The sequence below is a fragment of the Paenarthrobacter aromaticivorans genome, from assembly GCF_019038615.1.
GTDB lineage: Bacteria > Actinomycetota > Actinomycetes > Actinomycetales > Micrococcaceae > Arthrobacter > Arthrobacter aromaticivorans.
This window is the reverse complement of the sequence record NZ_JAHOPC010000007.1, coordinates 76,804-102,189: the sequence shown is the minus strand read 5'-3', so window position 1 is coordinate 102,189 and position 25,386 is coordinate 76,804. Positions and strand designations below refer to the sequence as shown.

The 25,386-nt window shown below is 62.8% G+C and carries 26 protein-coding genes; 17 read left to right on the top strand and 9 right to left on the bottom strand.

Annotation, left to right across the window (positions count from 1 at the left end; all coding sequences use genetic code 11):
- Positions 1-183 precede the first annotated feature (183 nt).
- Positions 184-1,281: a LacI family DNA-binding transcriptional regulator gene (locus KSW38_RS12800; RefSeq protein ID WP_216925304.1), complete on the top strand. Its 1,098-nt coding sequence runs from the start codon at positions 184-186 to the stop codon at positions 1,279-1,281.
- On the opposite strand, the gene KSW38_RS12795 is transcribed toward KSW38_RS12800, so the two are convergent.
- Positions 1,253-2,731: a lipase maturation factor family protein gene (locus KSW38_RS12795; RefSeq protein ID WP_428982384.1), complete on the bottom strand. Its 1,479-nt coding sequence runs from the start codon at positions 2,729-2,731 to the stop codon at positions 1,253-1,255. The genes KSW38_RS12800 and KSW38_RS12795 overlap by 29 nt on opposite strands.
- Before the next feature lie 100 nt (positions 2,732-2,831).
- On the opposite strand from KSW38_RS12795, the gene dxr reads away from it, so the two are divergent.
- The 5 genes from dxr to KSW38_RS12770 all read left to right on the top strand — a co-directional run bounded on the left by dxr (position 2,832) and on the right by KSW38_RS12770 (position 7,841).
- Positions 2,832-4,016, top strand: a complete 1,185-nt coding sequence (gene dxr / locus KSW38_RS12790; RefSeq protein WP_216925303.1) for a 1-deoxy-D-xylulose-5-phosphate reductoisomerase — start codon at positions 2,832-2,834, stop codon at positions 4,014-4,016.
- A gap of 46 nt (positions 4,017-4,062) precedes the next feature.
- Positions 4,063-5,394, top strand: coding sequence for a M50 family metallopeptidase (locus KSW38_RS12785; protein WP_216925302.1), 1,332 nt, complete (start codon positions 4,063-4,065; stop codon positions 5,392-5,394).
- 94 nt (positions 5,395-5,488) lie between these two features.
- A complete protein-coding gene (locus tag KSW38_RS12780; RefSeq protein ID WP_216925301.1) occupies positions 5,489-5,782 on the top strand; it encodes a YciI family protein in 294 nt (97 codons plus the stop codon).
- A gap of 51 nt (positions 5,783-5,833) precedes the next feature.
- Entirely contained in the window at positions 5,834-7,000 is a 1,167-nt protein-coding gene (gene ispG, locus KSW38_RS12775; protein ID WP_216925300.1) for a flavodoxin-dependent (E)-4-hydroxy-3-methylbut-2-enyl-diphosphate synthase, read from the top strand.
- On the top strand, positions 6,963-7,841 hold the full coding sequence (locus tag KSW38_RS12770) for a GNAT family N-acetyltransferase (RefSeq protein ID WP_216925424.1): 879 nt from the start codon (positions 6,963-6,965) through the stop codon (positions 7,839-7,841). The genes ispG and KSW38_RS12770 overlap by 38 nt, the downstream gene beginning before the upstream one ends.
- Here KSW38_RS12770 and KSW38_RS12765 read toward each other — a convergent pair.
- Genes KSW38_RS12765 through KSW38_RS12755 form a run of 3 tightly spaced genes read right to left on the bottom strand, consistent with a single transcriptional unit; the run spans position 7,838 to position 9,971 of the window.
- Positions 7,838-8,461: a TetR/AcrR family transcriptional regulator gene (locus tag KSW38_RS12765; RefSeq protein ID WP_216925299.1), complete on the bottom strand. Its 624-nt coding sequence runs from the start codon at positions 8,459-8,461 to the stop codon at positions 7,838-7,840. The two genes, KSW38_RS12770 and KSW38_RS12765, sit on opposite strands and share 4 nt — an antisense overlap.
- Positions 8,458-9,201, bottom strand: coding sequence for an ABC transporter permease (locus tag KSW38_RS12760; RefSeq protein WP_216925423.1), 744 nt, complete (start codon positions 9,199-9,201; stop codon positions 8,458-8,460). Before KSW38_RS12760 ends, KSW38_RS12765 begins: the two co-directional genes overlap by 4 nt.
- Positions 9,202-9,209: 8 nt before the next feature.
- Positions 9,210-9,971 (bottom strand): ABC transporter ATP-binding protein, encoded by a 762-nt coding sequence (locus KSW38_RS12755; protein ID WP_216925298.1) that lies wholly within the window; start codon positions 9,969-9,971, stop codon positions 9,210-9,212.
- Between the two features lie 473 nt (positions 9,972-10,444).
- On the opposite strand from KSW38_RS12755, the gene KSW38_RS12750 reads away from it, so the two are divergent.
- Positions 10,445-12,256 (top strand): proline--tRNA ligase, encoded by a 1,812-nt coding sequence (locus KSW38_RS12750; protein WP_216925297.1) that lies wholly within the window; start codon positions 10,445-10,447, stop codon positions 12,254-12,256.
- Entirely contained in the window at positions 12,253-13,047 is a 795-nt protein-coding gene (locus KSW38_RS12745; RefSeq protein ID WP_216925296.1) for a sulfite exporter TauE/SafE family protein, read from the top strand. Before KSW38_RS12750 ends, KSW38_RS12745 begins: the two co-directional genes overlap by 4 nt.
- Here the strand turns inward: KSW38_RS12745 and KSW38_RS12740 are convergent.
- The 3 genes from KSW38_RS12740 to KSW38_RS12730 all read right to left on the bottom strand — a co-directional run bounded on the left by KSW38_RS12740 (position 13,040) and on the right by KSW38_RS12730 (position 15,978).
- Positions 13,040-14,038, bottom strand: coding sequence for an aminoglycoside phosphotransferase family protein (locus KSW38_RS12740; protein WP_216925422.1), 999 nt, complete (start codon positions 14,036-14,038; stop codon positions 13,040-13,042). The two genes, KSW38_RS12745 and KSW38_RS12740, sit on opposite strands and share 8 nt — an antisense overlap.
- A gap of 49 nt (positions 14,039-14,087) precedes the next feature.
- A complete protein-coding gene (locus KSW38_RS12735) occupies positions 14,088-14,816 on the bottom strand; it encodes a VIT1/CCC1 transporter family protein (protein WP_216925295.1) in 729 nt (242 codons plus the stop codon).
- A 70-nt stretch (positions 14,817-14,886) separates the two neighbouring features.
- Complete coding sequence (locus KSW38_RS12730) at positions 14,887-15,978, bottom strand: DUF4439 domain-containing protein (protein WP_308169362.1); 1,092 nt, start codon at positions 15,976-15,978, stop codon at positions 14,887-14,889.
- A 115-nt stretch (positions 15,979-16,093) separates the two neighbouring features.
- Here KSW38_RS12730 and KSW38_RS12725 point away from each other — a divergent pair, with 115 nt between their 5' ends.
- Together KSW38_RS12725 and nusA are read left to right on the top strand one after the other, a co-directional pair.
- On the top strand, positions 16,094-16,705 hold the full coding sequence (locus KSW38_RS12725) for a ribosome maturation factor RimP (protein WP_216925294.1): 612 nt from the start codon (positions 16,094-16,096) through the stop codon (positions 16,703-16,705).
- Complete coding sequence (nusA, locus tag KSW38_RS12720; protein ID WP_216925293.1) at positions 16,705-17,685, top strand: transcription termination factor NusA; 981 nt, start codon at positions 16,705-16,707, stop codon at positions 17,683-17,685. Before KSW38_RS12725 ends, nusA begins: the two co-directional genes overlap by 1 nt.
- 157 nt (positions 17,686-17,842) lie before the next feature.
- Here the strand turns inward: nusA and KSW38_RS23715 are convergent, their stop codons facing one another.
- On the bottom strand, positions 17,843-18,046 hold the full coding sequence (locus KSW38_RS23715) for a hypothetical protein (RefSeq protein ID WP_308169371.1): 204 nt from the start codon (positions 18,044-18,046) through the stop codon (positions 17,843-17,845).
- On the opposite strand from KSW38_RS23715, the gene KSW38_RS12715 reads away from it, so the two are divergent.
- The 4 genes from KSW38_RS12715 to KSW38_RS12700 all read left to right on the top strand — a co-directional run bounded on the left by KSW38_RS12715 (position 17,966) and on the right by KSW38_RS12700 (position 22,406).
- Complete coding sequence (locus tag KSW38_RS12715; protein ID WP_308169369.1) at positions 17,966-18,220, top strand: YlxR family protein; 255 nt, start codon at positions 17,966-17,968, stop codon at positions 18,218-18,220. The genes KSW38_RS23715 and KSW38_RS12715 overlap by 81 nt on opposite strands.
- 152 nt (positions 18,221-18,372) lie before the next feature.
- A complete protein-coding gene (gene infB / locus KSW38_RS12710) occupies positions 18,373-21,249 on the top strand; it encodes a translation initiation factor IF-2 (RefSeq protein WP_216925291.1) in 2,877 nt (958 codons plus the stop codon).
- A gap of 77 nt (positions 21,250-21,326) precedes the next feature.
- Positions 21,327-21,830: a 30S ribosome-binding factor RbfA gene (gene rbfA, locus KSW38_RS12705; protein WP_216925290.1), complete on the top strand. Its 504-nt coding sequence runs from the start codon at positions 21,327-21,329 to the stop codon at positions 21,828-21,830.
- A gap of 75 nt (positions 21,831-21,905) precedes the next feature.
- Positions 21,906-22,406 carry a nucleoside deaminase gene (locus tag KSW38_RS12700; RefSeq protein ID WP_216925289.1) on the top strand — a complete coding sequence of 167 codons (501 nt, stop codon included), beginning with the start codon at positions 21,906-21,908 and terminating at the stop codon, positions 22,404-22,406.
- A gap of 6 nt (positions 22,407-22,412) precedes the next feature.
- Here the strand turns inward: KSW38_RS12700 and KSW38_RS12695 are convergent, their stop codons facing one another.
- Positions 22,413-23,567: a pyridoxal phosphate-dependent aminotransferase gene (locus tag KSW38_RS12695; RefSeq protein WP_216925288.1), complete on the bottom strand. Its 1,155-nt coding sequence runs from the start codon at positions 23,565-23,567 to the stop codon at positions 22,413-22,415.
- Positions 23,568-23,601: 34 nt separating this feature from the next.
- Between KSW38_RS12695 and truB the strand changes: the two genes are divergently transcribed.
- From truB to KSW38_RS12680, 3 genes are read left to right on the top strand one after another with little or no spacing between them, the layout of a single operon-like run.
- A complete protein-coding gene (gene truB, locus KSW38_RS12690) occupies positions 23,602-24,534 on the top strand; it encodes a tRNA pseudouridine(55) synthase TruB (protein WP_216925287.1) in 933 nt (310 codons plus the stop codon).
- A gap of 2 nt (positions 24,535-24,536) precedes the next feature.
- A complete protein-coding gene (locus KSW38_RS12685; protein ID WP_216925286.1) occupies positions 24,537-24,890 on the top strand; it encodes a hypothetical protein in 354 nt (117 codons plus the stop codon).
- Between the two features lie 20 nt (positions 24,891-24,910).
- On the top strand, positions 24,911-25,366 hold the full coding sequence (locus tag KSW38_RS12680; protein ID WP_223948546.1) for a hypothetical protein: 456 nt from the start codon (positions 24,911-24,913) through the stop codon (positions 25,364-25,366).
- The last annotated feature ends 20 nt before the right edge of the window (positions 25,367-25,386 follow it).

Genomic DNA, 25,386 nt, shown 5'->3' with positions numbered 1-25,386 from the left:
TATCGAAAAATACCGAAATATTTCGCGAATGCTGTTTAGGTCACGGTCTAAACTAAAGTGCATTCCATCACACGTCAAGGGCTGTGTTCGTTCTTGTTGGCCTGTAACTGCAGCAATCTTGAGCTTTCCATCCCCGTCCCCCATACTCGAAGCAAGCCGAAATATTTCGAAAGCAGGGGGATTATGGAACGCGAGCAACGTCCGCTCAAGCTCACACTGGCTGCCGTGGCCAAAGAGGTGGGTGTTTCAGCGCCGACGGTTTCCAAGGTGGTGAACGGCAGGGAGGACGTGGCCGAGGAAACCCGGGCACGCGTGCTGGCGGCCTTGCAGCGCAGCGGATACAAGTCGCCGCTCCAACGCAAGAGCCTTCCGGCCCGGCAGTCCGTTGAAGTGGTTTTCGACTCCCTGAACTCGGCCTACTCCGTGGAAGTCCTCAACGGGGTCATGGAGCACGCGGCGGTCTCGGACATGGAGGTCATCCTCTCGGTAACCAGCAGGCAAACGGCGTCACCTTTGGGACCCGAGGAGCGGGCTCAACGCATCATAGACGAAGGCCGCAGCGGAATGATTGTGGTCACTTCCGCCTTTGGCTCCGCACAGTTGGAAGCCTTCCAACGCCGCCGGATCCCGATCGTGGTGGTGGACCCCCTCAACCCGCCACCGGCAGACGTCTTCAGCGTGGGCGCCAGCAACTGGGCCGGAGGTAAGGCCGCAGCTACCCACCTGCTCGGGTTGGGACACCGCAGGATCGCCTATATAGGCGGACCGGCCACGGCGGAATGCAGCCAGGCGCGGCTCCACGGCTATATGGCGGCCCTCATGGCAGAGGGCATCACCGTGGACGACGACTATGTTTCCTCCGGCGCGTTCAGGCCCGAGAACGGTGTGCGAGGCATGAAGGCCCTGCTGGCACTTGAGGATCCGCCCACGGCAATATTCGCTGGAAGTGACAGCATCGCGCTGGGTGTCCTGGCTGAAGCGCGAAGGCAGAACATCCGGATTCCGGAGGACATGAGCCTCGTCGGTTTTGACGGCACACACCAAGCGGAAGAATCCGTTCCACCCCTGACGTCCGTGTCACAGCCACTACAGGAGATGGGCCGTTCGGCCCTGCGGTTCATCCTCCGCCAGGTCCATGGCGAGGACATCGACTCCCGCCGGGTGGAGCTGGCTACGCATCTGGTGGTCCGTGAATCCACAGCGCCACCGCCCGGTCCGGGCGTGCGGGCGTCCGGGGCCAGGTCAGGCAACGCTAAAGGAGCCGCCGCCGTCGAGGCGTGAGTGAGACCGGCGGAATGGCGTCGTACAGTAAAACCCGCACCCAACGCTCACCCGTGCCACGGAACTCCGCACGGCTGGCGAAACGGTAAAGATAGCTGCGCGCACGCACCCAACGCGGGCGTTCGCCGTCGAACGGGTCATGGCGAAGCAGCCCAAGAGTGGGCCTGTCTGCCTCCAACAGCTTCTCCAGGAAGGCGTAGAACCACCCCTCGTGGACGGTCCGCAGCGGCAGGAACCACATGAGCCAGTCAAGCCTGAGGTGATACGGAGCCCACTGCCGCGGGAGGCGGCGCACGTCCCCGGGCTTGCCTTTGAAGCCATACTCCAGCCAGTGCTCGTCAGCTGCATCTGGCTCTTCAGCCATAGTGCCTTCAACGACGATCTCGATCCGCTGCTTCGTCACAGTACCGAACGCACCATAGGCATTGACCAGGCGCCAGCGGTTGAAGCTCGCATTCATTAGTTGCTGGCGTGAGAAGAGGTTTAGGAGGGGGCGGTAACTGAGGACCAGCAAAAGGACCGTCACGGCAAGTACGACGACGAGCCACCACACCGGAGTTTCGGCACCTGTGTGCCACTCGAGCGGGATAACGGGAAGAACCGCATGCGCCACCGGATCGCTCACTGCCGCGAAGGCGAGAACGATCGCCATCCAGTTCAGCCAGGCAAAATTACCGCTGCCCACCAACCAAAGCTGCGTCACGATGATGATTCCCGCCGCGATACTTGCCAGCGGTTGGGGCGCGAACAGGAAGAACGGAACCACCAACTGCGCGAAGTGGTTTCCCACCACTTCCACTTTGTGCAACGGACGGGGGAGGAGGTGGGCCTGCCGGCTCAGCGGTCCGGGCATCGGCTGCGTCTCGTGGTGATAGAACATCGCCGTAAGGTCGCGCCACTCACGGCCGCCCCTGATTTTGATCATTCCCGCGCCGAACTCAAGCCGGAACACCAGCCACGCAATGAGGATCAGGATGGTGGTGGGCGGCGGAACCTGGTCCGAGCCGAGGAAAGCTACGGTGAAACCGGCCTCCAGCAGCAGTATCTCCCAGCCAAAGCCATAGAATGTCTGACCCACATTCACGATCGACATGTACAGGAACCAGAGGGTGAGGAACGCCAGCATCGGCAGCCACGGTGGTCCCAGCTGCGGCAAGCCCAACACCAGCAAAGCGGACACGGCAATTCCCACCCAACAGACGGCGCGCAGCAGGGCGTCGGAGTACCGCCACTGGAAGAGGGTGGGCCGGGCGAGACGGCGGGCCATGTCAAGGAATGACGGGACGGGAAGCAGGCCGTGCTCGCCAAGGAGTGCAGGAAACTGGTTCATGGTGGAGAGGAACGCAACCAGATAAAGGGCGGCAGTACCGCGTTGCAATACCTGCCGGGCGAATTCGTAGTTCCGCGCGTCAAACCAGTCCTGCGCGCCAGACCAGACCAGCCACTCCACAATTCCACGTTACGCGCGGGAAAGAAGTGGTCAAGCAGGGTTATCCACTTACCTGGGTGCTACGTTCGCACCCTTCTGCGGCTGCTGGGATACTTAAGCAATGCAGCCGCGCAAGATCGTCATCCTCGGGTCCACCGGTTCCATCGGCACACAGGCGATTGACGTCGTCGACGGCGCCCCGCACCTTTTCGAAGTGGTGGCCCTGAGCGCCGGCGGCGGGAACCTGGAATTGCTTGCCCACCAAGCTGTGCACACGCGGGCGTTGGCCGTAGGCATTGCCCACGGCGATCCAGAAGCATTGCAGAACCTGATTGACGCCGCGGCGGCCCGAAGCGGCTTGCGCAACTTTGCCCCGGAAATCTTCGTTGGACCGGATGCGTCCACCCGCATCGCCGAAGTGGAATGCGACGTCGTTCTCAACGGCATCACTGGCTCCATTGGCCTGGCGCCAACCCTGGCCGCGCTGGCATCCGGTGCCACCTTGGCGCTCGCCAATAAAGAGTCGCTGATTGTCGGTGGTGCCCTGGTGAAAGCAGCTGCCCGCCCCGGCCAGATTGTGCCTGTCGATTCCGAACATTCGGCCATCGCCCAGTGCCTGCGTTCGGGCACTGAGCAAGAGGTGGAGAAGTTGATTCTCACGGCGTCCGGCGGACCTTTCCGGGGCCGCAGCCGTCAGCAGCTTCACGATGTCACACCGGCCGAGGCTCTGGCGCATCCCACCTGGGATATGGGCCTCATGGTCACCACCAACTCGGCGAGCCTCGTTAACAAGGGCCTTGAAGTGATCGAGGCACATCTGCTGTTCGACGTACCCCTGGACAGGATCGACGTCGTGGTCCATCCACAGTCGGTGGTCCACTCGATGGTCCAGTTTGTGGATGGGTCCATCATCGCCCAGGCGTCGCCGCCTGACATGCGGCTTCCCATCGCCCTGGGGCTGGGCTGGCCGGGGAGGGTTCCCAAGGCTGCCCAGCCATGCGACTGGACCCAAGCCACAAGTTGGACGTTCGAACCACTGGACTCGGTTGCCTTTCCGGCAGTGGAGCTCGCCAAAGAGGCCGCGAAGCAGGGCAGCACCTATCCTGCCGTCTTCAACGCGGCCAACGAGGAAGCCGTGGAGGCTTTCCACGCCGGTCGCATCCGTTTCACGGACATTGTGGACACGGTGGAGTCCGTCCTCAGCGAACATTCAGGTTCTTCGGAGCTTACGGTGGAGTCCGTGCTGGATGCTGAGAGTTGGGCACGCACACGCACCCATGATCGTTTAGCCAACAGCGCCGTTTAGTAAAGAAACCCAGCAAAGAAAACCCTATGGAAGCAGTCCCGTCGGCATGAGTCCCGTCCTTCTTTTCATCCTCGGAGTCGTCTTCGTCGCCCTTGGCGTCGCAGTGTCCATCGCCTTGCACGAGGTTGGCCACCTGGTCCCCGCCAAGCTCTTCAAAGTGCGCGTGACCAAGTACATGATTGGCTTTGGACCCACTTTGTGGTCCAGGAAGAAGGGCGAAACGGAGTACGGTTTCAAGGCCCTTCCGTTGGGTGGCTACGTGGCCATGATCGGCATGTACCCGCCCAACAAAGAAGATGGTGGGGTACGTCCCTCCAGCACGGGTATGTTCCAGACACTTGCCAGCGAGGCCCGTTCCGTCGCGCACGAAGAAGTAGGCCCCGGGGACGAAGGCAGGGTCTTTTATAAGCTGCCGGTCTGGAAGAAGATCATCATCATGCTCGGCGGTCCGGCCATGAACATGCTGATCGGTTTGGTTCTCCTTGCCATCCTGCTCATGGGTTTTGGCGTTGCCACGGCCACCACGACCATCGCGGACGTCTCAAAGTGCCAGGTCGCTGCGGGGAAAACGGTGGATCCTGATTCAGCGGACTGCAAGCCAACGCCCGCGGCAGCTGCCGGGCTGCAGCCGAACGACACCGTCAAGACTTTCGACGGCAAAACCGTCACCAGCTGGGATGAACTCACCGGCTGGATCCGGGCCTCGGCGGGCAGGGAGGTACCCATCACCGTTGAACGCAACGGCTCGGAAGTTTCCACCACCGTTACCCCAGTCTTGTCCTCGCGGCCGGTTGTGGGTGCCGATGGACGCCAGGAGCAGGACGCCAATGGCGTGCTGAAGTACCAAGAGGTTGGTTTCCTGGGAATCGGCGCGCAGAGCGCCTTGGTTCCCCAGCCGGCGTCGTCGGTTCTTCCCATGGCGGGGGAGAACATCAAGCAGATTTCGGGAGTAATCCTTAACCTGCCTGCCCGCGTGGTGGGTGTGGCGAAGGCCGCCTTCAGCGAGGAACCCCGGGATCCGAACGGCCCCATCAGTGTGGTTGGCGTCGGTCGGGTGGCCGGCGAAGTCGCTGCGATGGAAGAGGTACCGCTCCAAGCACGAATCGGAACGTTGGTAGGTCTGCTTGCTGGCCTGAACTTCGCGCTGGCCATCTTTAACCTGGTACCCCTGCTGCCTCTCGACGGCGGCCACGTGGCAGGTGCGCTGTATGAGGGGGCCAGGCGTCAAGTGGCCAGGCTGAGGGGAAAGCCGGATCCGGGTGCTTTTGATATCGCAAAGCTCCTTCCTGCCACGTATGTGGTGGCCGCGCTACTGATGGCCATGGGCGCGTTGTTGATCTACGCGGACATCGTCAAGCCGGTGAATATCTTTGGCTGAGATTCCCACACCGGGCCCCCAGGGTGGGCTGGAGCCGGCAGCGTGAGCTGGAATGGATGGCGGATCATCGGACGCGGCGGGATAGGCTAGCTTCATGACTGTTTTCGCTGTTGAGTATGTATACGTCGCCGAATCCGGCGCCCTCCGCGACGAAGCCCGCCCGGCGCATCGGGCCTGGCTGGGCGACCTCGCAGAGGATGGCACGCTGCTTGCGAGTGGACCCTACGGTGACGGTGCCGGCGCTCTGCTCATCTTCAAGTCAGCAGATGAAGCCGAACTCAATGACCTCCTGAAGCAGGATCCGTTTGCCGAAGCCGGAGTCATAGCCGGCATCCGCACCACCGGATGGGACCCCATCATCGGCGTCCTGGCTGCCCACGCGTCCTAACTCCGGCGTCCTCCACCACACAACGATCCACCCCAAACCCAAGGAGTCCACGTGACCTCGGTCAGCCTGGGAATGCCAGCCGCCCCACCCCCCGTCCTTGCCCCGCGCCGTAAGACGCGGCAGATCAAGGTGGGCTCTGTTGGCGTTGGCTCCGATTCACCCATCAGCGTGCAGTCCATGACCACCACGCCCACCACGGATATCAACGCCACGCTTCAACAGATCGCTGAATTGACGGCTTCGGGCTGCGACATCGTCCGGGTTGCCTGTCCGTCAGCCGACGACGCCGAGGCGTTGCCGATCATTGCCCGCAAATCCCAGATCCCCGTGATCGCAGATATCCACTTCCAGCCGAAGTACGTTTTCGCGGCCATTGAAGCCGGATGCGCAGCGGTCCGTGTGAACCCGGGCAATATCCGGAAGTTCGACGACCAGGTCAAAGAAATCGCGGCAGCAGCGAAGGACCACGGCACGTCCATCCGGATTGGCGTCAACGCTGGCTCCCTGGAGCCAGGGATCATGAAGAAGTACGGCAAGGCCACCCCCGAAGCCCTGGTGGAGTCGGCTGTCTGGGAGGCCTCGCTCTTCGAAGAGCACGGTTTCCACGACTTCAAGATCTCGGTGAAGCACAACGACCCCGTCATCATGGTGGCTGCCTACGAGATGCTCGCCGAAAAGGGCGACTGGCCCCTGCACCTTGGCGTGACCGAGGCCGGTCCGGCCTTCCAAGGGACCATCAAGTCCGCAACTGCTTTCGGGGCACTGCTGTCCCGCGGCATCGGTGACACTATCCGCGTTTCCCTCTCGGCGCCGCCCGTGGAGGAAATCAAGGTTGGCAACCAGATCCTGCAGTCATTGAACCTGCGCCCGCGCAAGCTTGAGATTGTGTCCTGCCCGTCTTGTGGGCGTGCCCAGGTGGACGTGTACACCTTGGCTGAGCAAGTGACCGCTGGCCTTGAGGGGATGGAAATCCCCCTCCGCGTGGCCGTCATGGGTTGTGTAGTCAACGGCCCGGGCGAAGCCCGTGAAGCAGACCTCGGTGTGGCCTCCGGAAACGGCAAAGGCCAGATTTTCGTGAAGGGCGAAGTCATCAAGACAGTGCCTGAAAGCGAAATTGTTGAGACACTGATCGAAGAGGCCATGCGTATCGCTGAAGAGATGGGGGAGGCCGATGGCGAAGATGCTGTCAAGGGTAGCCCCGTGGTTAGCGTCTCGTAACGAGACAGGCCTGGGGGTCAGGGTGCTCGGCAGTGCCGACACCTTGGCCCTTCGCGCGCTTGCCAGCGAAGATCCCGTTGCCAACGTCTTCATCCTGGCGCATCTGGACAGCGTAGGAACGGCAGCGCCCACCAGCGGAGGCGCCAGCGTCTTTGGCGTGTTCGACGACGACACCCTCCTTGGAGCCTGTTGGGCGGGGGCCAATCTGGTCCCGGTGCAGCTGGACCCAGGGCTCACCGGATATGTGGCTACGGCGGCCCACCAATCCGGCAGGCGGTACGCCTCCATCTTCGGACCGGCCGAAACAGTGCTGGCGCTCTACTCCCGTTTTGAGCAGTTGGGACACTTCGCGCACGAAGTCCGTTCCAGGCAGCCCCTTTTGACTATTTCCGGTGGTCCGGCCATCGAAGCCAATCCGTTGCTGACCTTCGGCACGATGACGGACTTCGAACGCATTCTGCCCGCATGCGCCGCAATGTTCGAAGAAGAAGTTGGCTACTCGCCGTTCCTGGGCGGCCAGGACTTCTATAGCAGGCGTGTTGCGGGGCTCATCCGCCAAGGTCATTCCCTGGTCCACATCGACGCTTCCGGGACCGTTGTTTTCAAGGCAGAGTTGGGTGCAGTTACCCAGGACGTCACGCAGGTCCAGGGCGTATGGATGAATCCGGAGATGCGTGGACACCACCAGAGTGCTGGCTACATGGCCGCCGTCGTAAATCTCTCACGCACCTTTGCGCCCGTAACGAGCCTGTACGTCAATGACTACAACGCCAAAGCGCGTGCCACTTATGAAAGAGTCGGCTTCGAGCAGGTCGGTACGTTCGCAACGGTTTTGTTCTAGCAGGCACTTACTTGGGGGGAGTCCAGGTTCCCGGTGAGATACCGCTGGATGGTGGGTGCCACCAAGCTCACTACTTCTTCCTGATCAGCACTCGCCAGAGGTTCGAGTCGGATCACATAGCGGAGCAGCATCAGTCCCACCACTTGTGTCGCCACCAGATTGCCACGCAGGCGGACTTCCTCAGCAGGACCTTGCACGCCCACCATGACCCGGGACAGGATGGTCCGGCTCACGGTCTCCCGCAGCAGTGCTGTTTTGGCCTTGGATCCGATGGTTCCCCGGACGAACGCAACCAAGCCGGGTTGCGCCGGGCTCTCCCACAGCCGGACTACGGCACGGACAAGTGCTTCAGCCCTGGCCCCCGGTTCCAGGGTTTCAACGCCTGCCAGGACCTCGTCAGGGTCGGCAGGCAACTCCACGCTGGAGGCGAACAATTCGTCTTTGCCATTGAAGAAGTGATGCACCATGGCCGGATCCACCGAGGCTTCCCGCGCCACTTGCCGAAGGCTCGTGCCATCGAACCCTTGCTCCGCGAACAACTTCCGGGCCGCCACCAGAATGGCTTCGCGCGAATGGTCGCTCCCGCTTCGACGGCCGCGGCGCAGCGGTTCCAGGCTCATGAGGTCTGCCGCCTCAGAGTCAAGGAGGCAAGGACAAGGACTCCCACCACTATTCCGCCCATCACCAGGGTGTCCTGCCACAGGGTTTCAGTTGCATCGATGTTTCCTGCGATCTCCTGAAGGGCATCAACAGAAAACGTCAGGGGAAGGACGCCGGAGATGGCCTCGAGGACGTCGTTCATCTGCTCACGGGCCACGAAGAGTCCGCAGAGCAGGATCTGTGGCACCACCACTACCGGCATGAACTGGACGGCTTGAAACTCGGTGCGTGCAAAGGCTGAACACAGCAGCCCCAGGGCCACTCCAAGGACAGCGTTGATGACCGCGATCATCACGACGAACCCGGGACTGCCCTTGATGTCGAGATTGAAGATCCAATATGCAACTGCCGTCGCCACCAGGGACTGCAGCGCGGCCATGATGGAGAAGGCAATGGCGTAGCCGAACAAGAGGTCCGCTTTATGGATGGGTGTGGTGAGGAGCCGCTCCAAGGTCCCGGAGGTTCGTTCCCGCAGCATGGTGATGGACGTGACCAGAAACATTACGACGAACGGGAAGATCGCCAGCATCATCAAGCCAACGCGGTCGAAAGTGCGAGGAAAACCCGGGGGCAGTGTTTCGTTTTCGAAAAGATAATAGACGGCGGTGAGCAGCAGCGCCGGGACCACCATAATGAGCGCCACACTGCGGTGATCGTGCCGCAGTTGATCCAGGACCCGGGCGGTGGTGGCAAAGGTCATCCGGAGATTCATGATGCCACCTCGCTTTTCTTTGCTGGGTGTCCGCTGTCCGGGCCGCGTTCGGCGTCTTTGATCATGTTCAGGAACGCCCGCTCAAGGTCGTTGCTGCGTCCCCGCTCCGCGAGCTCGGCGGGTGTGAGCTGTGCCAGCAGCAGACCGTCCCGCAGAAGCAGCAGCGAGGAACAATGCGACGCTTCTTCCATCACATGACTGGAAACCAAGAGCGTTGTTCCGCCAGCGGCCATGTCAACGAACCGCTCCCATAACTCCGCACGCAGTACCGGATCCAAACCCACTGTCGGTTCGTCCAGGACCAGCAGCTTAGGGTGTGCCACCAGCGCGCATGCCAGGGACAGGCGGCTGAACTCCCCACCCGAGAGGTTCCCGGCTTTCTGCTTGGCAAACGATTCGAGCCCGACGGCGGCAATCGACTCCGCCACGTCCGTCGCCGATGCCTTGTGCATGGCTCCGAAGTACTTGACGTTGGCTTCGACGCTGAGGTCCGAGTAGACGCTGGCACCTTGGGTGACGTACCCGACGTCGTGCCTTAAGGGTGCGCTGCCTGCTTGACGGCCGAGGACGCTAATGGATCCACGAGTGATCCGCTGGACCCCCACTATGCCGCGCATGAGTGTTGTCTTGCCGCTTCCTGACGGGCCGAGAAGCCCCGTGATGCGCCCGCTGGCCACGGCGAAATCCAGGCCCCTCAGGATCCTTGTCCTGCCCCGGGAGATGTGCAGGCCCGTGGCTTCTATTGCTGCTTCAGACATGGCTGCCTCCGGTAACCCCCGAGTAATTCACCAAGTGATGAATTAACGCTAAGTCTGGCCAAAGGTGCGGTCAATAGGCCTTTGCCATCGAAATCCTTGAAAACGTGTCCGCTATCACATAGGTTTTTCCCAAGCCGTGTCGATGGGGCACGGGTGGTTACAGGGGGAATCATGGCAAAGACCTTGAAGGCTGCCTTTGGCAGCCGCACCATCCGTGAGCTCGGCAGTCACCAATGCTTCCCAGTCGCAGGCGATCCCGTTCCGCTGGAGGGAACGGGGGACTAGTCCCCGGACAGAGTCTGCGGCCGGCCGGCCGCTGAGCCACGCCATCGCAGGATGACCAGCCGATCTTTGGCCAGGGGCTTCCAGACGCGACGGCGTGGCTCTTCTCTGTGCGGAGCCGCCCGCTGGCAGCCGGTAGATTAGTAGACAGTTGTTTTTGCCACACCTGCCATAGAAACGGATACGTACCCGTGGTCCTTCGCCTTTCCCAGTTGTTCCTTCGCACCCTGCGCGAAGATCCCGTCGACGCCGAGGTCGCCAGCCACAAGCTCTTGGTCCGGGCCGGTTACATCCGCCGTGCCGCGCCTGGCATTTACACATGGCTGCCGCTGGGACTCAGCGTCCTGCGCAAGGTGGAGGAAATCATCCGGCAGGAAATGTCCGCCATCGGCGCACAGGAAGTCCACTTCCCGGCCCTGCTGCCGCGGGAACCCTACGAGGCCACCAACCGCTGGACCGAGTACGGAGAGGGCCTGTTCAGGCTTCAGGACCGCAAGGGTGCCGATTACCTCCTGGCTCCCACGCATGAGGAAATGTTTACCCTCCTGGTCAAGGACCTGTACTCCTCGTACAAGGACCTGCCGTTGAGCCTGTACCAGATCCAGAACAAGTACCGCGATGAAGCGCGCCCCCGTGCAGGCCTCCTCCGTGGCCGCGAGTTCATTATGAAGGACTCCTACTCGTTCGACGTTGACGACGCCGGCCTGGACGCGAGCTACGCCGCCCACCGCGCTGCTTATCTGAAGATCTTCGAACGCCTGGGCCTGGAAGTCATTCCGGTTGCTGCCACCGCAGGCGCCATGGGCGGCTCCAAGAGCGAAGAATTCCTCTTCCCCACGGAGATCGGGGAGGACACCTTTGTGCGCTCGGCCGGCGGCTATTACGCCAACGTCGAGGCCGTCACCACGGTTGTCCCTGAGGATATTGATTTCACGGACGCACCAGCAGCGCAGGTTCTGGACACACCGAACACACCGACCATCGAGACTCTGGTTGACGCAGCCAACCAGCTCGCACCCCGCGGCGAGGCCGACGGCGGCGCCTGGACTGCCGCCGACACGTTGAAGAACGTCGTGCTCGCCGTGACTCTCCCCACCGGCGAACGCCAGATCGTCGTCCTCGGCGTTCCGGGTGACCGTGCCGTGGATCTCAAACGGGTGGAAGCGAACATTGGATCGTTCCTTCCCATTGCCGGCGAGATCGGCCTGGAGGCAGCCAACGAGGAAGACCTCAAGAAGCTGCCATGGTTGGTCAAGGGCTACATCGGGCCTGGTTTGTCCCTGGAGGAAGCCGTGCTGGGCCTGGAAGGATCTTCCAAGCTGCTGTTCCTCGTGGATCCCCGCGTCGTCTCCGGCACAACCTGGGTGACGGGCGCCAACATTGATGGCAAGCACGTCTTCGGGCTGGTAGCGGGCCGCGACTTCACCTGGGATGGCGTCATCGAATGCACTGACGTCCGGGCAGGGGATCCGGCGCCCGACGGCTCCGGACCGCTTGAAACTGCCCGTGGCATCGAAATGGGCCACATCTTCCAGCTCGGACGCAAGTACGCCGAGGCGCTGGACCTGAAGGTACTGGACCAGAACGGCAAGCAGGTTGTTGTCACCATGGGCTCCTACGGCGTTGGTGTCACCCGTGCCGTCGCAGCCCTTGCCGAGGCCAACCATGACGACCGCGGCCTCGTGTGGCCACGGACGGTGGCCCCTGCCGACGTCCACGTTGTGGCTGTGGGCCGCGGTGACGAAATTTTCGAAGCTGCAGAGAAGCTATCGGCGGAACTCGAGGCTGCAGGCCTCGACGTCATCTTTGATGACCGGCCCAAGGTTTCTCCCGGCGTCAAGTTTGGGGATGCCGAGCTCGTCGGCGTGCCCACTATCCTGGCCGTCGGCCGTGGGCTCGTGGACGGCGTTGTGGAGATCAAGGACCGTCGCAGCGGTGAAGCCGAGAACATCTCGGTGGAAAAGGCCGTGGATTACGTGGTCAACGCAGTTCGTAACCGGTGATTTCCGGCTTCGAGACAATCCAGCTCACCACCATCATCCTGATTGTGGTGGCTGGATTCGCAGCCGGCTGGGTTGACGCGGTAGTAGGAGGCGGGGGGCTGATCCAGCTCCCCGCACTGCTGCTGGTGCCTGGAATCACGCCCGTCCAGGCCCTGGCCACGAACAAGATGGGTTCCATCTTCGGCACCACCACCAGTGCCACAACCTATTACCGGCGAGTGGGACCGGACCTCAAGACGGCAATACCCATGGCGGTGATTGCGCTGGCGGGGAGCTTTGGCGGTGCCATCCTCGCTGCCTCCCTGCCGGCCAGCGTCTTCAAGCCCATCATCGTCCTGGCGCTGATCGCCGTCGCGATCTTCACGGCACTCCGCCCCAGCGCAGGTGAGCTGACGGCTCTTCGGCACGATGGGCACAAGCACTATGTGGTGGCCTGCCTGATCGGTGCCGTGATCGGTTTCTACGATGGCCTGATCGGGCCCGGTACAGGATCATTCCTGGTGATCGCCTTGGTCTCGGCGATGGGCTACGCCTTCCTTGAGGCCAGTGCAAAGGCCAAGATCGTCAACATGGCCACCAACGCCGGTGCCCTCATTTTCTTCCTCCCCCACGGCTCCTTGTTGTGGGGAGTGGGCCTGGTGCTGGGGCTGGCGAACATGGCGGGCGGGTACCTTGGTGCCCGGACAGCCGTAGCCAGGGGGAGCAGCTTTGTACGGATCGTGTTCCTGATCGTCGTCGCTGCACTGATCATCAAGCTCGGCGTGGACGTCTGGAACGACAACGTCAGCTGACTGCGTCCCCGGGCTCCGGCAAATCCTTTGCTGTTGGAAGTCCTTCGAGCGTCCTGCCCGCCAGTGAGCTGGCCACCCACAGGGAACGGGCCAGATCGCCTTCGTGTCCCCGCTTTCCCGCGGACCACAGGGCATTATTCACTTCGCGGGCAATGCTCCACTGTCGCGCGACCTCCGGATCAAGGCCGGCGGCGAGGCTGAAGTCCCGGCATCGCTCCCGCAGGGCAGCCGCCGGATCGCGATCTGACAAATCCTTGATCCGGTTCCACAGAACAGGTGCCACCGCAAATTCGGCCTCACCGATCTGCGGCTGGGGATCGATGGCCAGGTAGTTGCGGCGGTCCGCGCCCAAGGCAGCGAGGATGTTCATGAAGTGGAGATCGGTATGCACCAGGACGTCCCTGCCGGATCGGCGGCCAACAGCACCGCGGGTTTGGCACACTTCCAGCGCGGCCTCCAATAACCATCGCGGGAAGGGGCGGTCCTGCCGCTCCCACTCCGAAGGCATTTCGTCGCTCCAGCGCTCGGCCGTGGCAGCGATGTGGTCGAATCCCCGCCACTCGGGACGATCATCCGGGGCAATTGAAAGCTCGCGCATGATCTCACCCCAGACCTGCCGGGCTTCATCCATGGGAGCATCCTGGAGCCAACGGGACGCGTCAAGGCGTTCCAGCAGCATGGAACAACTGGCGGCGTCGGCAGCCAGGAGCCGGACAGCTCCGCGGCCACCCCACAGGGCCAGAGCATGGCGCTCTACAAGTGCTTCCTCATGCGGATATGCGATCTTCAGCGCAGCCTGCCTGCCGTGCTGGAGAACGGGCACAACCAAGGCTCCGTGTCCGTTCCACGGCTCTTCACCGGGCAGGAGGTCCACGGACAACTGCCAACGGTCCAAAGCCTCACGGATAAGCCCCGGAAGGCTCGCCAGCCAGTCCCGCCCCGCAGAATCGCGGTTGTATCGGGCGTGCAGGTCGCCCGGAATCGGAATCATGGCGTGAAGGGTCACGCCATCAGCCTAGCTCTGCCCGGCGGTACTACCCTCAGAAAACGCCGCTGGCGCCCAAGAGGGTTCCGATCGAGAAGGTGGCTGCAAGCGCCAAGGCTCCGCCCAACACCACCCGGGCTGCAGCGCGGAACCTGGGCGCCCCGCCAATCCAAGCCCCCACGGCTCCCGTGATCGCGAGAGCCAGCAGGACGGCAACGAACGTCATTGGAACGCGCATTGCGGGGGGAGGGAGCAGGATGGCCAGCATGGGAAGCACGGCGCCCAGGGTAAACGCCACTGCCGATGCAAGGGCGGCGTTCCAAGGACTGACAATGTCGTCTTCGTGGATATTGAGCTCGGCGGACAGATGGGCGGCAAGGGCATCATGCTTCGTCAGTTCTTCCGCCACTGTCCGAGCGGTAGGCGCGGTGAGCCCCTTCGCCTGGTAGATCGCGGCGAGCTCTTCGAGTTCTTCCTTCGGCTGCTCGGCGAGTTCCCGGCGTTCCTTCTCGATGAGCGACTTCTGCGTGTCGCTCTGGCTGCTGACGGATACATATTCGCCCAGCGCCATGGAAATGGCTCCGCCCACCAGGCCAGCCGTGCCGGCAGCAAGGATACTGCCGGTGTTGGTGGTGGCACCGGCCACGCCGACGACGATTGCGGCGACGGAGACGATGCCGTCGTTCGCACCCAGAACTCCGGCGCGCAGCCAGTTCAGCCGGTGGGCAAGGTCATCACGGTGCGGTTCGTTCTCGTGTGTGGTGGCAGTTTCTGCGGAAGCCATGCTTCAAGCCAAGCACTGGCGGGCCGCCTTGACCAGCATGGCTAGGCTCGCCTATCCCATCCGCCCCTTTTTACTCACTGCGGGTGGGCGTCGGCAGGGGAGGCAAGTCATCGACGTCGAGCTCCAACCCCGGCAAGGCGGCAAGCGTGGCACCCCAATCCAAGCTCCTGCGGACGGCGGCCAGCAGGCTACTGGCGGCCCAGGCCCGGGTCTCTCCTGTCGAAAGCGCGATGAGGTCGCCAAATCCCTCCAGAGAGTCCGTTTCCAGAGCCCCCAAGCCCGCAGCCGGGTCTTCAGCGAACTGCGCAGGCAGCCTGTATCCGGCCTCCCGCGTAGGGACGTCGCCACAATTACGGCGGGTCAGGGCTTCGGCTTGTTGAAGCAGACGCTCGTGCACTGCAAGGTCCTTGGCGGCTTGGGCAGTTGCGCCAGCGTCCAAGCGCTTCAGCGCAACCTGATAGATGTAGACGGCTTCCTGTTCGGAGCGGACAGTGGCCGCAAGAGCCGCATCAGTAGTGGCAGCGGTTGCATCCGGGGTGGGGCTGACGGAAGGGCACTGGTGCACAGCAGATGTTGTGGCGGCCGGGTTACCGCTCGACGTCGGCGACGGTACCGGCACCTGCCACACCGCAGCCAGTTTTTCGCCCTGGAGAAGTTGGGCGGATCCGACGGCGGCGAGCAACCGGGCGGTCCCGCCGTCGGCCTCGCGGGCGTCGTCCAGTCGTTGGCGGCCGCTGGCGGTCAGGCCAGCCACGACCGAAGCAGGCGTTGCTTTCGCGGCCGTGCCATCTTTATCGCTTGCCGTCGAGGTTGCGGAGGAGCCAGTCGGATCAGCAGTACCGACCATGGCGCTGGCTGCGGCCGAAGGTGGAAGGAGGGCCCTGGACTGTGTTGTCAGCAATGTCACAGCATTGTCCAGTGCGGCCGTTTGGGAACCGGATCCTGCGGCTGCCATCAATCCAGCAGCCGATTCCTGCAGGCTCTTGGTATCGGCGAAAGCGTCCGCGAGGGCAGATTCGGAGAACGAAACTTCAGGAGGAGTCCCGGAATCCCGCGGTAGAAGTACGATTCCCGTGCCAGCAACGAGCAGCGCAACCACGGAAATGAGAAGGAGCCGACCCCAAGCTGGAGATTGTCGTTTTTCCCTTGTCTGCTCGTCCACAACACACCATGGTGTCATGTGGACGGGCAGACAAGGGAAAGACCGTGCACCATGTGCTGCCGAAAATCGTTAGGCTAGTAGTCACAACAACATCTATCGGGAGGCGGCGGGCAACGTGAGTGACTCGGAAGCCACGACTTCAACAGACCGTACTGAGTCGGATTCAACGGCCACCATCCACAACCCGGAAGAGCGCAGGCTAAAGGCGCTGCTCGAACCGGCAGTCCTTGCCAACAGGCTCTACCTCGAGGATGTTTCCATCCACGTCGCCGGTTCACACCGCACGGTCCACGTCGTCGTGGATCTTCCGCAGGAGGAGACCGGAGGCGTCAGCCTTGACGCCATCGCAGATGTCTCGCGTGCGTTGTCCGATATTCTGGACAACGATCCCCACGATGACGGCCGTCCCTACGACCTCGAAGTTTCTTCGCCGGGAGTAGGCCGTCCGCTAACGGAACCACGCCACTGGCACAGGGCCCGCGGCCGCATGGTCAGGGTCAACGTCATCCAGGGTGAGGACGTCCTTGGCCGGATTGCGTCAGTAGATGACGCCGGCGTGACGCTCATTCCGGAGCACGAGGTCAAGAAGGGCATGAAGCCCAAACAGGGCGACCCCATCACTATTCCTTTCGACAGGATCCGCCACGGAAAAGTCGAGATTGAATTCAGCCACCTCCACGAGGCCGGGCTGGCAGACGAACACAATGGACCTTCCGAGGAGGCCTAATGGATATTGACATGAGCGCACTGAGACTCCTGGAGCGTGAGCGTGAAATCCCGCTGGACCTCTTGATTCCCACCATCGAGCAAGCGCTCCTGGTGGCCTACCACAAGACGCCCGGTGCCTTCGAGAAGGCCCGCGCCGAACTGGACCGCAAGAGCGGCCACGTGACCATCTGGGCAACGGAGATCGACGACGACGGCGAGGCCATCGGGGAGTTCGAGGACACCCCGGCCGGTTTCGGCCGCATCGCTGCGAGCACGGCACGCCAGATCATCCTGCAGCGTCTTCGTGACGTTGAGGACGATAACGTCTTGGGCGAATTCAAGGGTCGCGAGGGCGAACTCGTCGCCGGCATGATCCAGCAGGGCAACAACCCGCACATGATCCAGGTGAACCTCGGATCGGTGGAGGCCCTGTTGCCGCCACCGGAGCAGGTCCCTGGCGAGAAGTACATCCACGGCAGCAGGCTTCGTGCCTTCGTGGTGGATGTCCACCGTGGGGCGAAGGGCCCGTCCATTACGTTGTCGCGTTCGCACCCGGGCCTGGTCCGTAAGTTGTTCGAAATGGAAGTTCCGGAAATCGCGGATCGTTCAGTCGAGATTGTGGCACTTGCCAGGGAAGCCGGCCACCGCACCAAGATTGCGGTTAAAGCCAATACCCCGGGTGTCAACGCCAAGGGCGCCTGCATCGGCGAAATGGGCTCCCGTGTCCGTGCAGTCATGACTGAGCTCAATGACGAAAAGATCGACATCGTGGACTTCAGCGAGGATCCTGCGACCTTCATCGCCAACTCCTTGTCACCGTCCCGGGTGAATTCGGTCACTATCACGGACGAGGCAACGCGCTCGGCCCGGGTAGTAGTGCCGGACTACCAGCTCTCCTTGGCCATTGGCAAGGAAGGCCAGAACGCACGCCTCGCTGCGAAGCTGACCGGATGGCGGATTGATATCGTGTCCGACGCCGCCCCGGCCAAGGTCGACTAGCGATCGTTCCAGCGGCCTTGCCGTCCGCGCCGCGCCGCGCTGGCGGTGCGGCCGGTTTCGGCTGTCCGGGGCCGGGGGGCTAGAATAGATGGAACCGGGCTTACGTCCGGTATCCGCGCGCTTTGACGTGCCTTATCTGCATGTGCAGTCTCGGCCGTCAGCGCAAGTTTGCAGAGGCAGGTAAGGACACGTCGTGGCTGAACTGCTTGAACCCGGCCACGGCCCTGTTCGTACGTGCATCGGATGCCGGAGGCAAGGCTCCCGGTCCGAGCTTGTCCGGCTGGTCGCCCAAGGTGGTGGTTCGTCCACTGTCCTTGTCGATGTTCGACGCCGGATGGCCGGCAGGGGTGCGTGGCTGCATCCCAGCGAAAAGTGCTTGGCATTGGCAATCAAGCGGCGTGCTTTCGGAAGGGCCCTTGCGGGCGCTACTGAAACAGGCGCCGTCGAAAGCTACTTCATGTCAGGCGCGCCACTTGTGGAGGCCCCGGCTGCCACAGGAAAACCGTCCAAACCTGAAAGCGGGTCAGAAAACTGATGGAAACCCGATGAGTTCCCAGCGATGAGTGCGTAACGATGACAACTTTGTTGCGCTCTGCAATGGGCCTTTCAGTCGCGCTAGCGGCAGGGGCCCGCAGTAAGAAGTAGACGGTTCGTGCCTGGCTCGGTGCGGACCGAGACAGGAGAAATGTGGCCAAGGTCCGCGTACATGAGCTCGCCAAAGAGCTCGGTATTACTTCCAAAGATGCAGTAACAAAACTGCAGGAATTGGGCGAATTCGTTCGCTCCGCCTCTTCCACCATTGAGGCCCCCGTCGTGAAGAAGCTTCGCGACGCCTACCCCGGTGCAGGCGCTGCCAAGGCAGCTGCCCCCGCACCTGCAGCCGCCCCCAAGGCTCCGGCTGCTCCCGCAACATCCCGTCCGGCCGCTCCGGCTCCGGGCCCCGCAGCACCCAAGGCTCCGGCTCCGGCAGCACCCGCCGCGGCGGCACCTGCCCCCGCTGCACCTGCTCCTGCGGCGCCTGCCCCGGCAGCGCCCTCGGCTCCAGCTGCATCCACGCCGTTCTCGGCAAAGCCCGGTGCCCGGCCTGCTCCCAAGGCAGAGACTCCGGCTCCGTCCCGCCAAGGTGGCCAGGCCCCGCGTCCCGGCGGTCCCCGTCCGGGCAACAACCCCTTCGCCACGTCCCAGGGCATGCCCCGCGGCCGTGGTGGCGACGGCGAACGTCCGCCGCGTCCGGGCAACAACCCGTTTGCGACCTCGCAGGGCATGCCCCGTGCAGGTGGCCGCAACGATGGCGAACGCCCCGGTGGTCCCCGTCCCGCAGCAGGTGCCGGTGGTCCCCGTCCCGCAGCAGGCAGCGGTGGTCCCCGTCCGGGTGCTCCGCGTCCCGGTGCACCCCGTCCCGGTGGTGCTCCGCGTCCGGCTGGTGGCCCCGGTGGAAACCGGCCTACTCCGGGCATGATGCCCAACCGCACTGAGCGTCCGGCTCCCGGTGGCGCAGGTCGTCCCGGTGGCGCAGGCCGTCCGGGTGGCGGACCGGGTCGTCCCGGTGGCGCACCAGGTGCAGGTACCGGTGGCGGCGCTCCCGCCGGCGGTGGCTTTGGCAAGGGTGGCCGCGGTCGCGGTGGTACCCAGGGTGCCTTCGGCAAGGGCGGCGCCGGTCGTGGCAAGCAGCGCAAGTCGAAGCGTGCAAAGCGCCAGGAACTGGAGCAGATGAGTGCTCCGTCGCTGGGCGGCGTGTCCGTACCCCGCGGCGATGGCGAGACCATCATCCGTTTGCGCCGTGGTTCCTCCATCACGGACTTTGCAGAGAAGATCGATGCGAACCCCGCGTCGCTCGTGACCGTTCTGTTCCACCTCGGTGAGATGGCAACGGCTACGCAGTCCCTCGACGAAGACACCTTTGGACTGCTTGGTGCCGAACTTGGCTACAAGCTCCAGGTTGTTTCGCCGGAAGACGAAGAGCGCGAGCTGCTTGACCAGTTCGACATCAACATCCAGGACGAGCTTGACGCCGAGGGTGACGATGTCCTTGAGGCCCGCCCGCCGGTTGTCACCGTCATGGGACACGTTGACCACGGTAAGACCCGCCTGCTTGACGCCATCCGCAATTCCAATGTTGTGGCCGGCGAGCACGGTGGAATCACCCAGCACATCGGTGCTTACCAGATCAGCCACATCCACGAGGGCACGGCCCGCGACATCACGTTCATCGACACCCCCGGTCACGAGGCCTTCACGGCCATGCGTGCACGTGGTGCCAAGGTCACCGACATCGCGATCCTGGTTGTTGCAGCCGACGACGGCGTTATGCCGCAGACGGTTGAAGCACTCAACCACGCCCAGGCAGCCAACGTGCCGATCGTCGTCGCAGTGAACAAGATCGACAAGGAAGGCGCCAACCCTGACAAGGTCAAGGGTCAGCTCACCGAGTACGGCCTGGTTCCCGAAGAATATGGTGGCGACACCATGTTCGTTGAGGTTTCTGCCCGCCAGAACCTCAACATCGACGAACTGATCGACGCCGTACTGCTGACGGCCGATGCCGCCCTGGATCTGCGCGCCAACCCGGACAAGGACGCTCGAGGCATTGCCATCGAAGCGAACCTGGACAAGGGCCGCGGTTCCGTGGCCACCGTCCTGGTGCAGTCCGGTACCTTGGCCGTGGGTGACACGATCGTGGCCGGTACGGCCCACGGCCGCGTCCGTGCCATGTTCGACGAGAACGGCGAGGCCCTCGATGTCGCACTGCCGTCGCGTCCGGTCCAGGTCCTCGGCCTGTCCAACGTGCCGCGTGCAGGTGACACCTTCCTGGTGACCCCGGACGAGCGTACGGCCCGTCAGATCGCCGAGAAGCGTGAAGCTGCAGACCGCAACGCCGCACTGGCCAAGCGTCGCAAGCGCATCAGCCTGGAAGACTTCGACCAAGCCGTGGCTGAAGGCAAGATCGACACCCTCAACCTCATCCTCAAGGGTGACGTCTCCGGTGCCGTGGAAGCCCTCGAAGATGCCTTGCTCAAGATCGATGTCGGAGACGACGACGTTCAGCTCCGTGTCATCCACCGCGGTGTGGGTGCCATCACGCAGAACGACGTCAACCTGGCAACGGTGGACAACGCCATCATCATTGGCTTCAACGTCAAGCCCGCTGAGCGCGTCGCTGAACTGGCTGACCGTGAAGGCGTGGACATGCGCTTCTACTCCGTCATCTACGCAGCAATCGATGACATCGAGATGGCCCTCAAGGGCATGCTCAAGCCGGAGTACGAAGAAGTCCAGCTCGGTACTGCCGAAGTCCGCGAAGTCTTCCGTTCCTCCAAGTTCGGAAACATCGCCGGTTCGATCGTCCGCACGGGCATCATCCGCCGTAACACCAAGGCACGCGTTAGCCGCGACGGCAAGGTCATCGGTGACAACCTCACCGTTGAGACGCTCAAGCGCTTCAAGGATGACGCAACCGAAGTCCGTACTGACTTCGAGTGTGGTATCGGTCTTGGCTCCTTCAACGACATCTCCGAAGGCGACATCATCGAGACCTTCGAGATGCGCGAAAAGCCGCGCGTCTAGGTTCCGCTTGGAGCGGGTCCGTCGGGTAGCCCCGGCGGACCCGTTCCGCACCCGTTTCTACTTTCCAGGAGGAAGCCATGGCCGATCCGGCACGCGCTGCCAAGTTGGCGCAGCGGATAAAGGTCGTCGTCGCCGAGGCCCTCGGCCGCAGGGTCAAGGACCCGCGCGTCGAGTCCATCACGATCACCGACGCCCGCGTCACCAACGACCTTCAGCACGCCACCATCTACTACACCGTCTTTGGTGACGAGATAGCCCACGCCGACGCCGCCAGGGCATTGGAGAAGGCCAAGGGTGTGCTGCGACAGGAAGTTGGCCGCAACATCACCGTCCGGCTGACTCCCACCCTTGAGTTCGTTGCCGACCAGATTCCGGTCAACGCATCGAACCTTGAGGAGTTGCTCCGTGAAGCAAAGCGTCGCGACGCCGAGGTAGCCGCTTTGGCTGCCGGCGCAAAGCACGCAGGCGAGGCTGACCCCTACAAGGGCGAGGGCTCCGAAGAAATCGACGAAGACGACTTCGACGAAGAAGACATCGACCTCACGGACGATGACGAACTCGACGAAGACGCCAACCGCTAGAAGTTTTCTTGCAGAAAGGCCGGTTCCTCCTGAGGAACCGGCCTTTCTGCCGTCCATGCTCGTTAGTATCGGAGCATGTCCGCGCACAATGCACCGCAGCATGATGAATTCCTGAACCATGATGAATTCCTGAACCGGGCCATCCGGCTTGCTGTCCAGAACGTTTCCGACGGCGGTGGGCCGTTTGGCGCTGTTGTCGTCACCCCGGACGGTAGCGTCCATGAGGGCGTGAACCGGGTAACGCGGGACAACGATCCGACGGCGCATGCCGAAGTGGTGGCAATTCGCCGGGCAGCAGCGGACATGGGCAACTTCGACCTCAGCGGCTCGGTGCTCTATGCCAGTTGCGAGCCATGCCCCTTGTGCCTCTCGGCAACCCTCTGGGCCAGGATTGGCCGCGTGTATTTCGCCGCGGACCGGCACGGAGCCGCCAGGGCCGGTTTCGATGATGCAGTGTTCTACGAGTACTTCGCTGGGACCCGGCCTGAGTTGCTTCCCGTAGAACATGCGCCGGTAGCCGCCTCCGAGGAGCCCTTTGAAGCCTGGCGCAACAACACCGAACGCACCGACTACTAGCGGCTCTTACGCCCGGGCAGGAAGCCGGCTGACGCCGTCGAGCAGTCCCTGCTGATCGCCGCACAGCGCAATCCGGATCCAATCCTCGCCGATCGACCCAAAGGCAGTGCCCGGCGCGAAGGCAACTCCCGAATCGGCCAGAAAGGCATGGACCCAGGCCCGGACATCGCCGCCACTGACGTGGGAAACGTCAGCCCACAGGTAGAAGGCCCCCTGCGCGCCAAGGAACGGAATGCCCTTGCTTTCCAGGACGGCGGAGGCGGCGTCGCGGTTGTTCCTATAGTGGTTTCGCGCCTCGCTCACGTAGTCCTGGGGGCCGGTCAACGCGGCCAAAGCGGCATACTGCGATGGTGAGGCAACGCAGGAAACGATCGCTTCCATGACATTGTTCATTTTCTTTTCCAAGCCCGGCGGGCAGATCAAGGCTCCGATCCGGAGGCCGGTGAGTCCGTAAGTCTTGGACAGCGTCAGGGACGTGAAGACGCGCGCCTCACCGGGGATGTCGCTATCGAACCGGGCAGGGCTGACATGCGGGACGTCAAAGGTGAAGGCCTCATAGCACTCATCGGAGAGGATCCAGAGATCGTGCCTGACGGCGAGTTCCACAAGCTGCCGGGTTGCGTCCTCGCTGATCACTGCGCCCAGGGGGTTGGATGGCGAGTTCAGCATGAGGACCCGGGTCTGCGGAGTGATGAGGGATTCAATGTCCTCGATGTCCGGCTGGAAGTCGTTATGCGGGTATAGGGGATACGGAACGGGGACTGCGTTCAGGAGTCGGCTGGTCATGGCGAAGGTGGGGTAGCCGGGGTTGGGCAGGAGGATTTCATCGCCGGGGGAGAGCAACAGGCTCATGGCGAAGTGCAGGCCTTGTTGGGCTCCGTCCACCACGTAGACGCGTTCGGCACCGATATCCACGTGATGATGCTCACGGAACCTCTTGGCGAAGGCTTCGCGGAGCGCTGGGATTCCTGCGTTCGGGGTGTAGTTGGTTTCGTCCCGTTCAAGGCATGCAATTCCGGCGTCGAGGACGTGCCGTGGGAGTGCAAAGCCCGGTTCGCCGATGCTGAGCACGATCGCCCCTGGGGTGGTCCAGGCGGCCTCGGTGATTTCACGGATCTGGTTCACGGGGACGTCGCGGACGTGTGCGGCTAGCTCAGGCATGGGAGCTATCCTAGCCACCCATATACTGGTAAGCGTGCTTTCTGGACTGGTAATCGTTGACAAACCGCAGGGATGGACCAGCCATGATGTGGTTGGCCGGATGCGGCGGCTGGCTGGCACCCGGAAAGTGGGGCATGCGGGCACGCTCGATCCTATGGCTACCGGCGTGCTGGTACTGGGGATCAACAAAGCCACACGGCTCCTGACCTACATTGTGGGGACGTCCAAGACGTACACGGCTACCATCAGGCTCGGCGAGACCACCATCACCGATGACGCCGAAGGCGAAGTCACGGAGGCGCGCAACGCGGCGGACGTCAGTGAGGACGCCATTGCAGCGGGCGTCGCAGCCCTCACCGGTCCCATTCAGCAGGTACCGAGCAGCGTCAGTGCTATCAAGGTCAACGGTGAACGCTCCTATGCCCGTGTTCGCTCCGGCGAAGAAGTCAAGCTTGCGGCGCGTCCTGTCACGATCCACCGCTTCGATATCCACTCCATCACAAGGATCGACGGCGGCCGGGTAGTCGACGTCGAGGTCACCGTTGAGTGTTCTTCCGGCACCTACATCCGGGCCTTGGCCCGTGACCTTGGCATCGCTTTGGGCGTCGGAGGACATCTCACTGCCTTGCGGCGAACCCAGGTGGGCCCTTACACGATCGAGCAAGCGCGGACGTTGGAAGAACTCGCCGGGAAACTCGAAGTCCTCGACATGTCCGTTGCCGCACGTTCCCTGATGCCCAACCGGGAATTGAGCGACGAAGAAACCACCGAGATCTCCTTTGGCAGGCGCATCGCCGCAGGCCCCGGTGCCGGAACGTCCGCTGCTGCCACCGCTGAGAAACCTGCCGCAGCATTCGCGCCGTCGGGGGAGCTGGTGGCCCTGCTGGCCGATACCGGGAGTTTCGCGAAGCCTGTACTGGTCTTTGCCCCCGGAACGGGAACCGCCACAGTAGGCGAGGAAAAGTAGGCATGGACGGCTATTTTTACTCGATCCTTATTGTTGGTTTGGTCTCCACGATCGCGTGTGTCGTGGCAGGTTTGATGAAGAAAGCCCCAAACGACGTCACAATCTTCTCCGTGCTGGCCGTAGAGCTGGCCCTGCTGGTCTACCTGGTTGGCTCGATTGTCAGGGTTGCCCTGGGTGAACGGATGGCCGGTGAAGCCTGGGAGTTCTGGGGATACCTGATCACGGCGTTGATGATTCCGCTGGGGGCCGTGTACTGGGCCATCCTTGAACGGACCCGTTGGAGCAACTTCGTCCTGGCGGCGGTGGGCGTCACAGCGCTCGTCATGGCCGCCCGCATGAATCAGATCTGGTACTGACCTTGAAGGAAAAACGAAACATGACTGGAACCGAGACTGAGGCCAATGCCGGCCGGACACCCCAAAAGGACACACGGAACACCGGCCCGGGACGCTTGCTGATCGCGGTTTATGCGGTCTTCGCACTCTCGGCCACTGCCCGCGCCGGCTATCAGATTGCCACCAAGTTTGCCGAAGCTCCGCTGGCGCATATCCTCTCCGCGTTCGCCGCCGTCGTCTATGTCGTGGCGACCATCTCACTGGCAAAACCGGGCCGCACGTGGTTCAAAGTGTCGTTGGCCGCGGTTCTCGTGGAACTCCTCGGCGTGCTGGTAGTCGGAGCCATAAGCCTGTTCGATCCGGTGGCCTTCCCGCATGACACTGTGTGGTCGCTGTTTGGGCGCGGTTATGGTTTCGTCCCGCTTGTGCTGCCCATCCTTGGACTCCTGTGGTTGAACAAGAGGCGGCCGTCCAAGGCGAACAGCCACAGCGGGTAACCTTAGAATGTTCCGGCGCC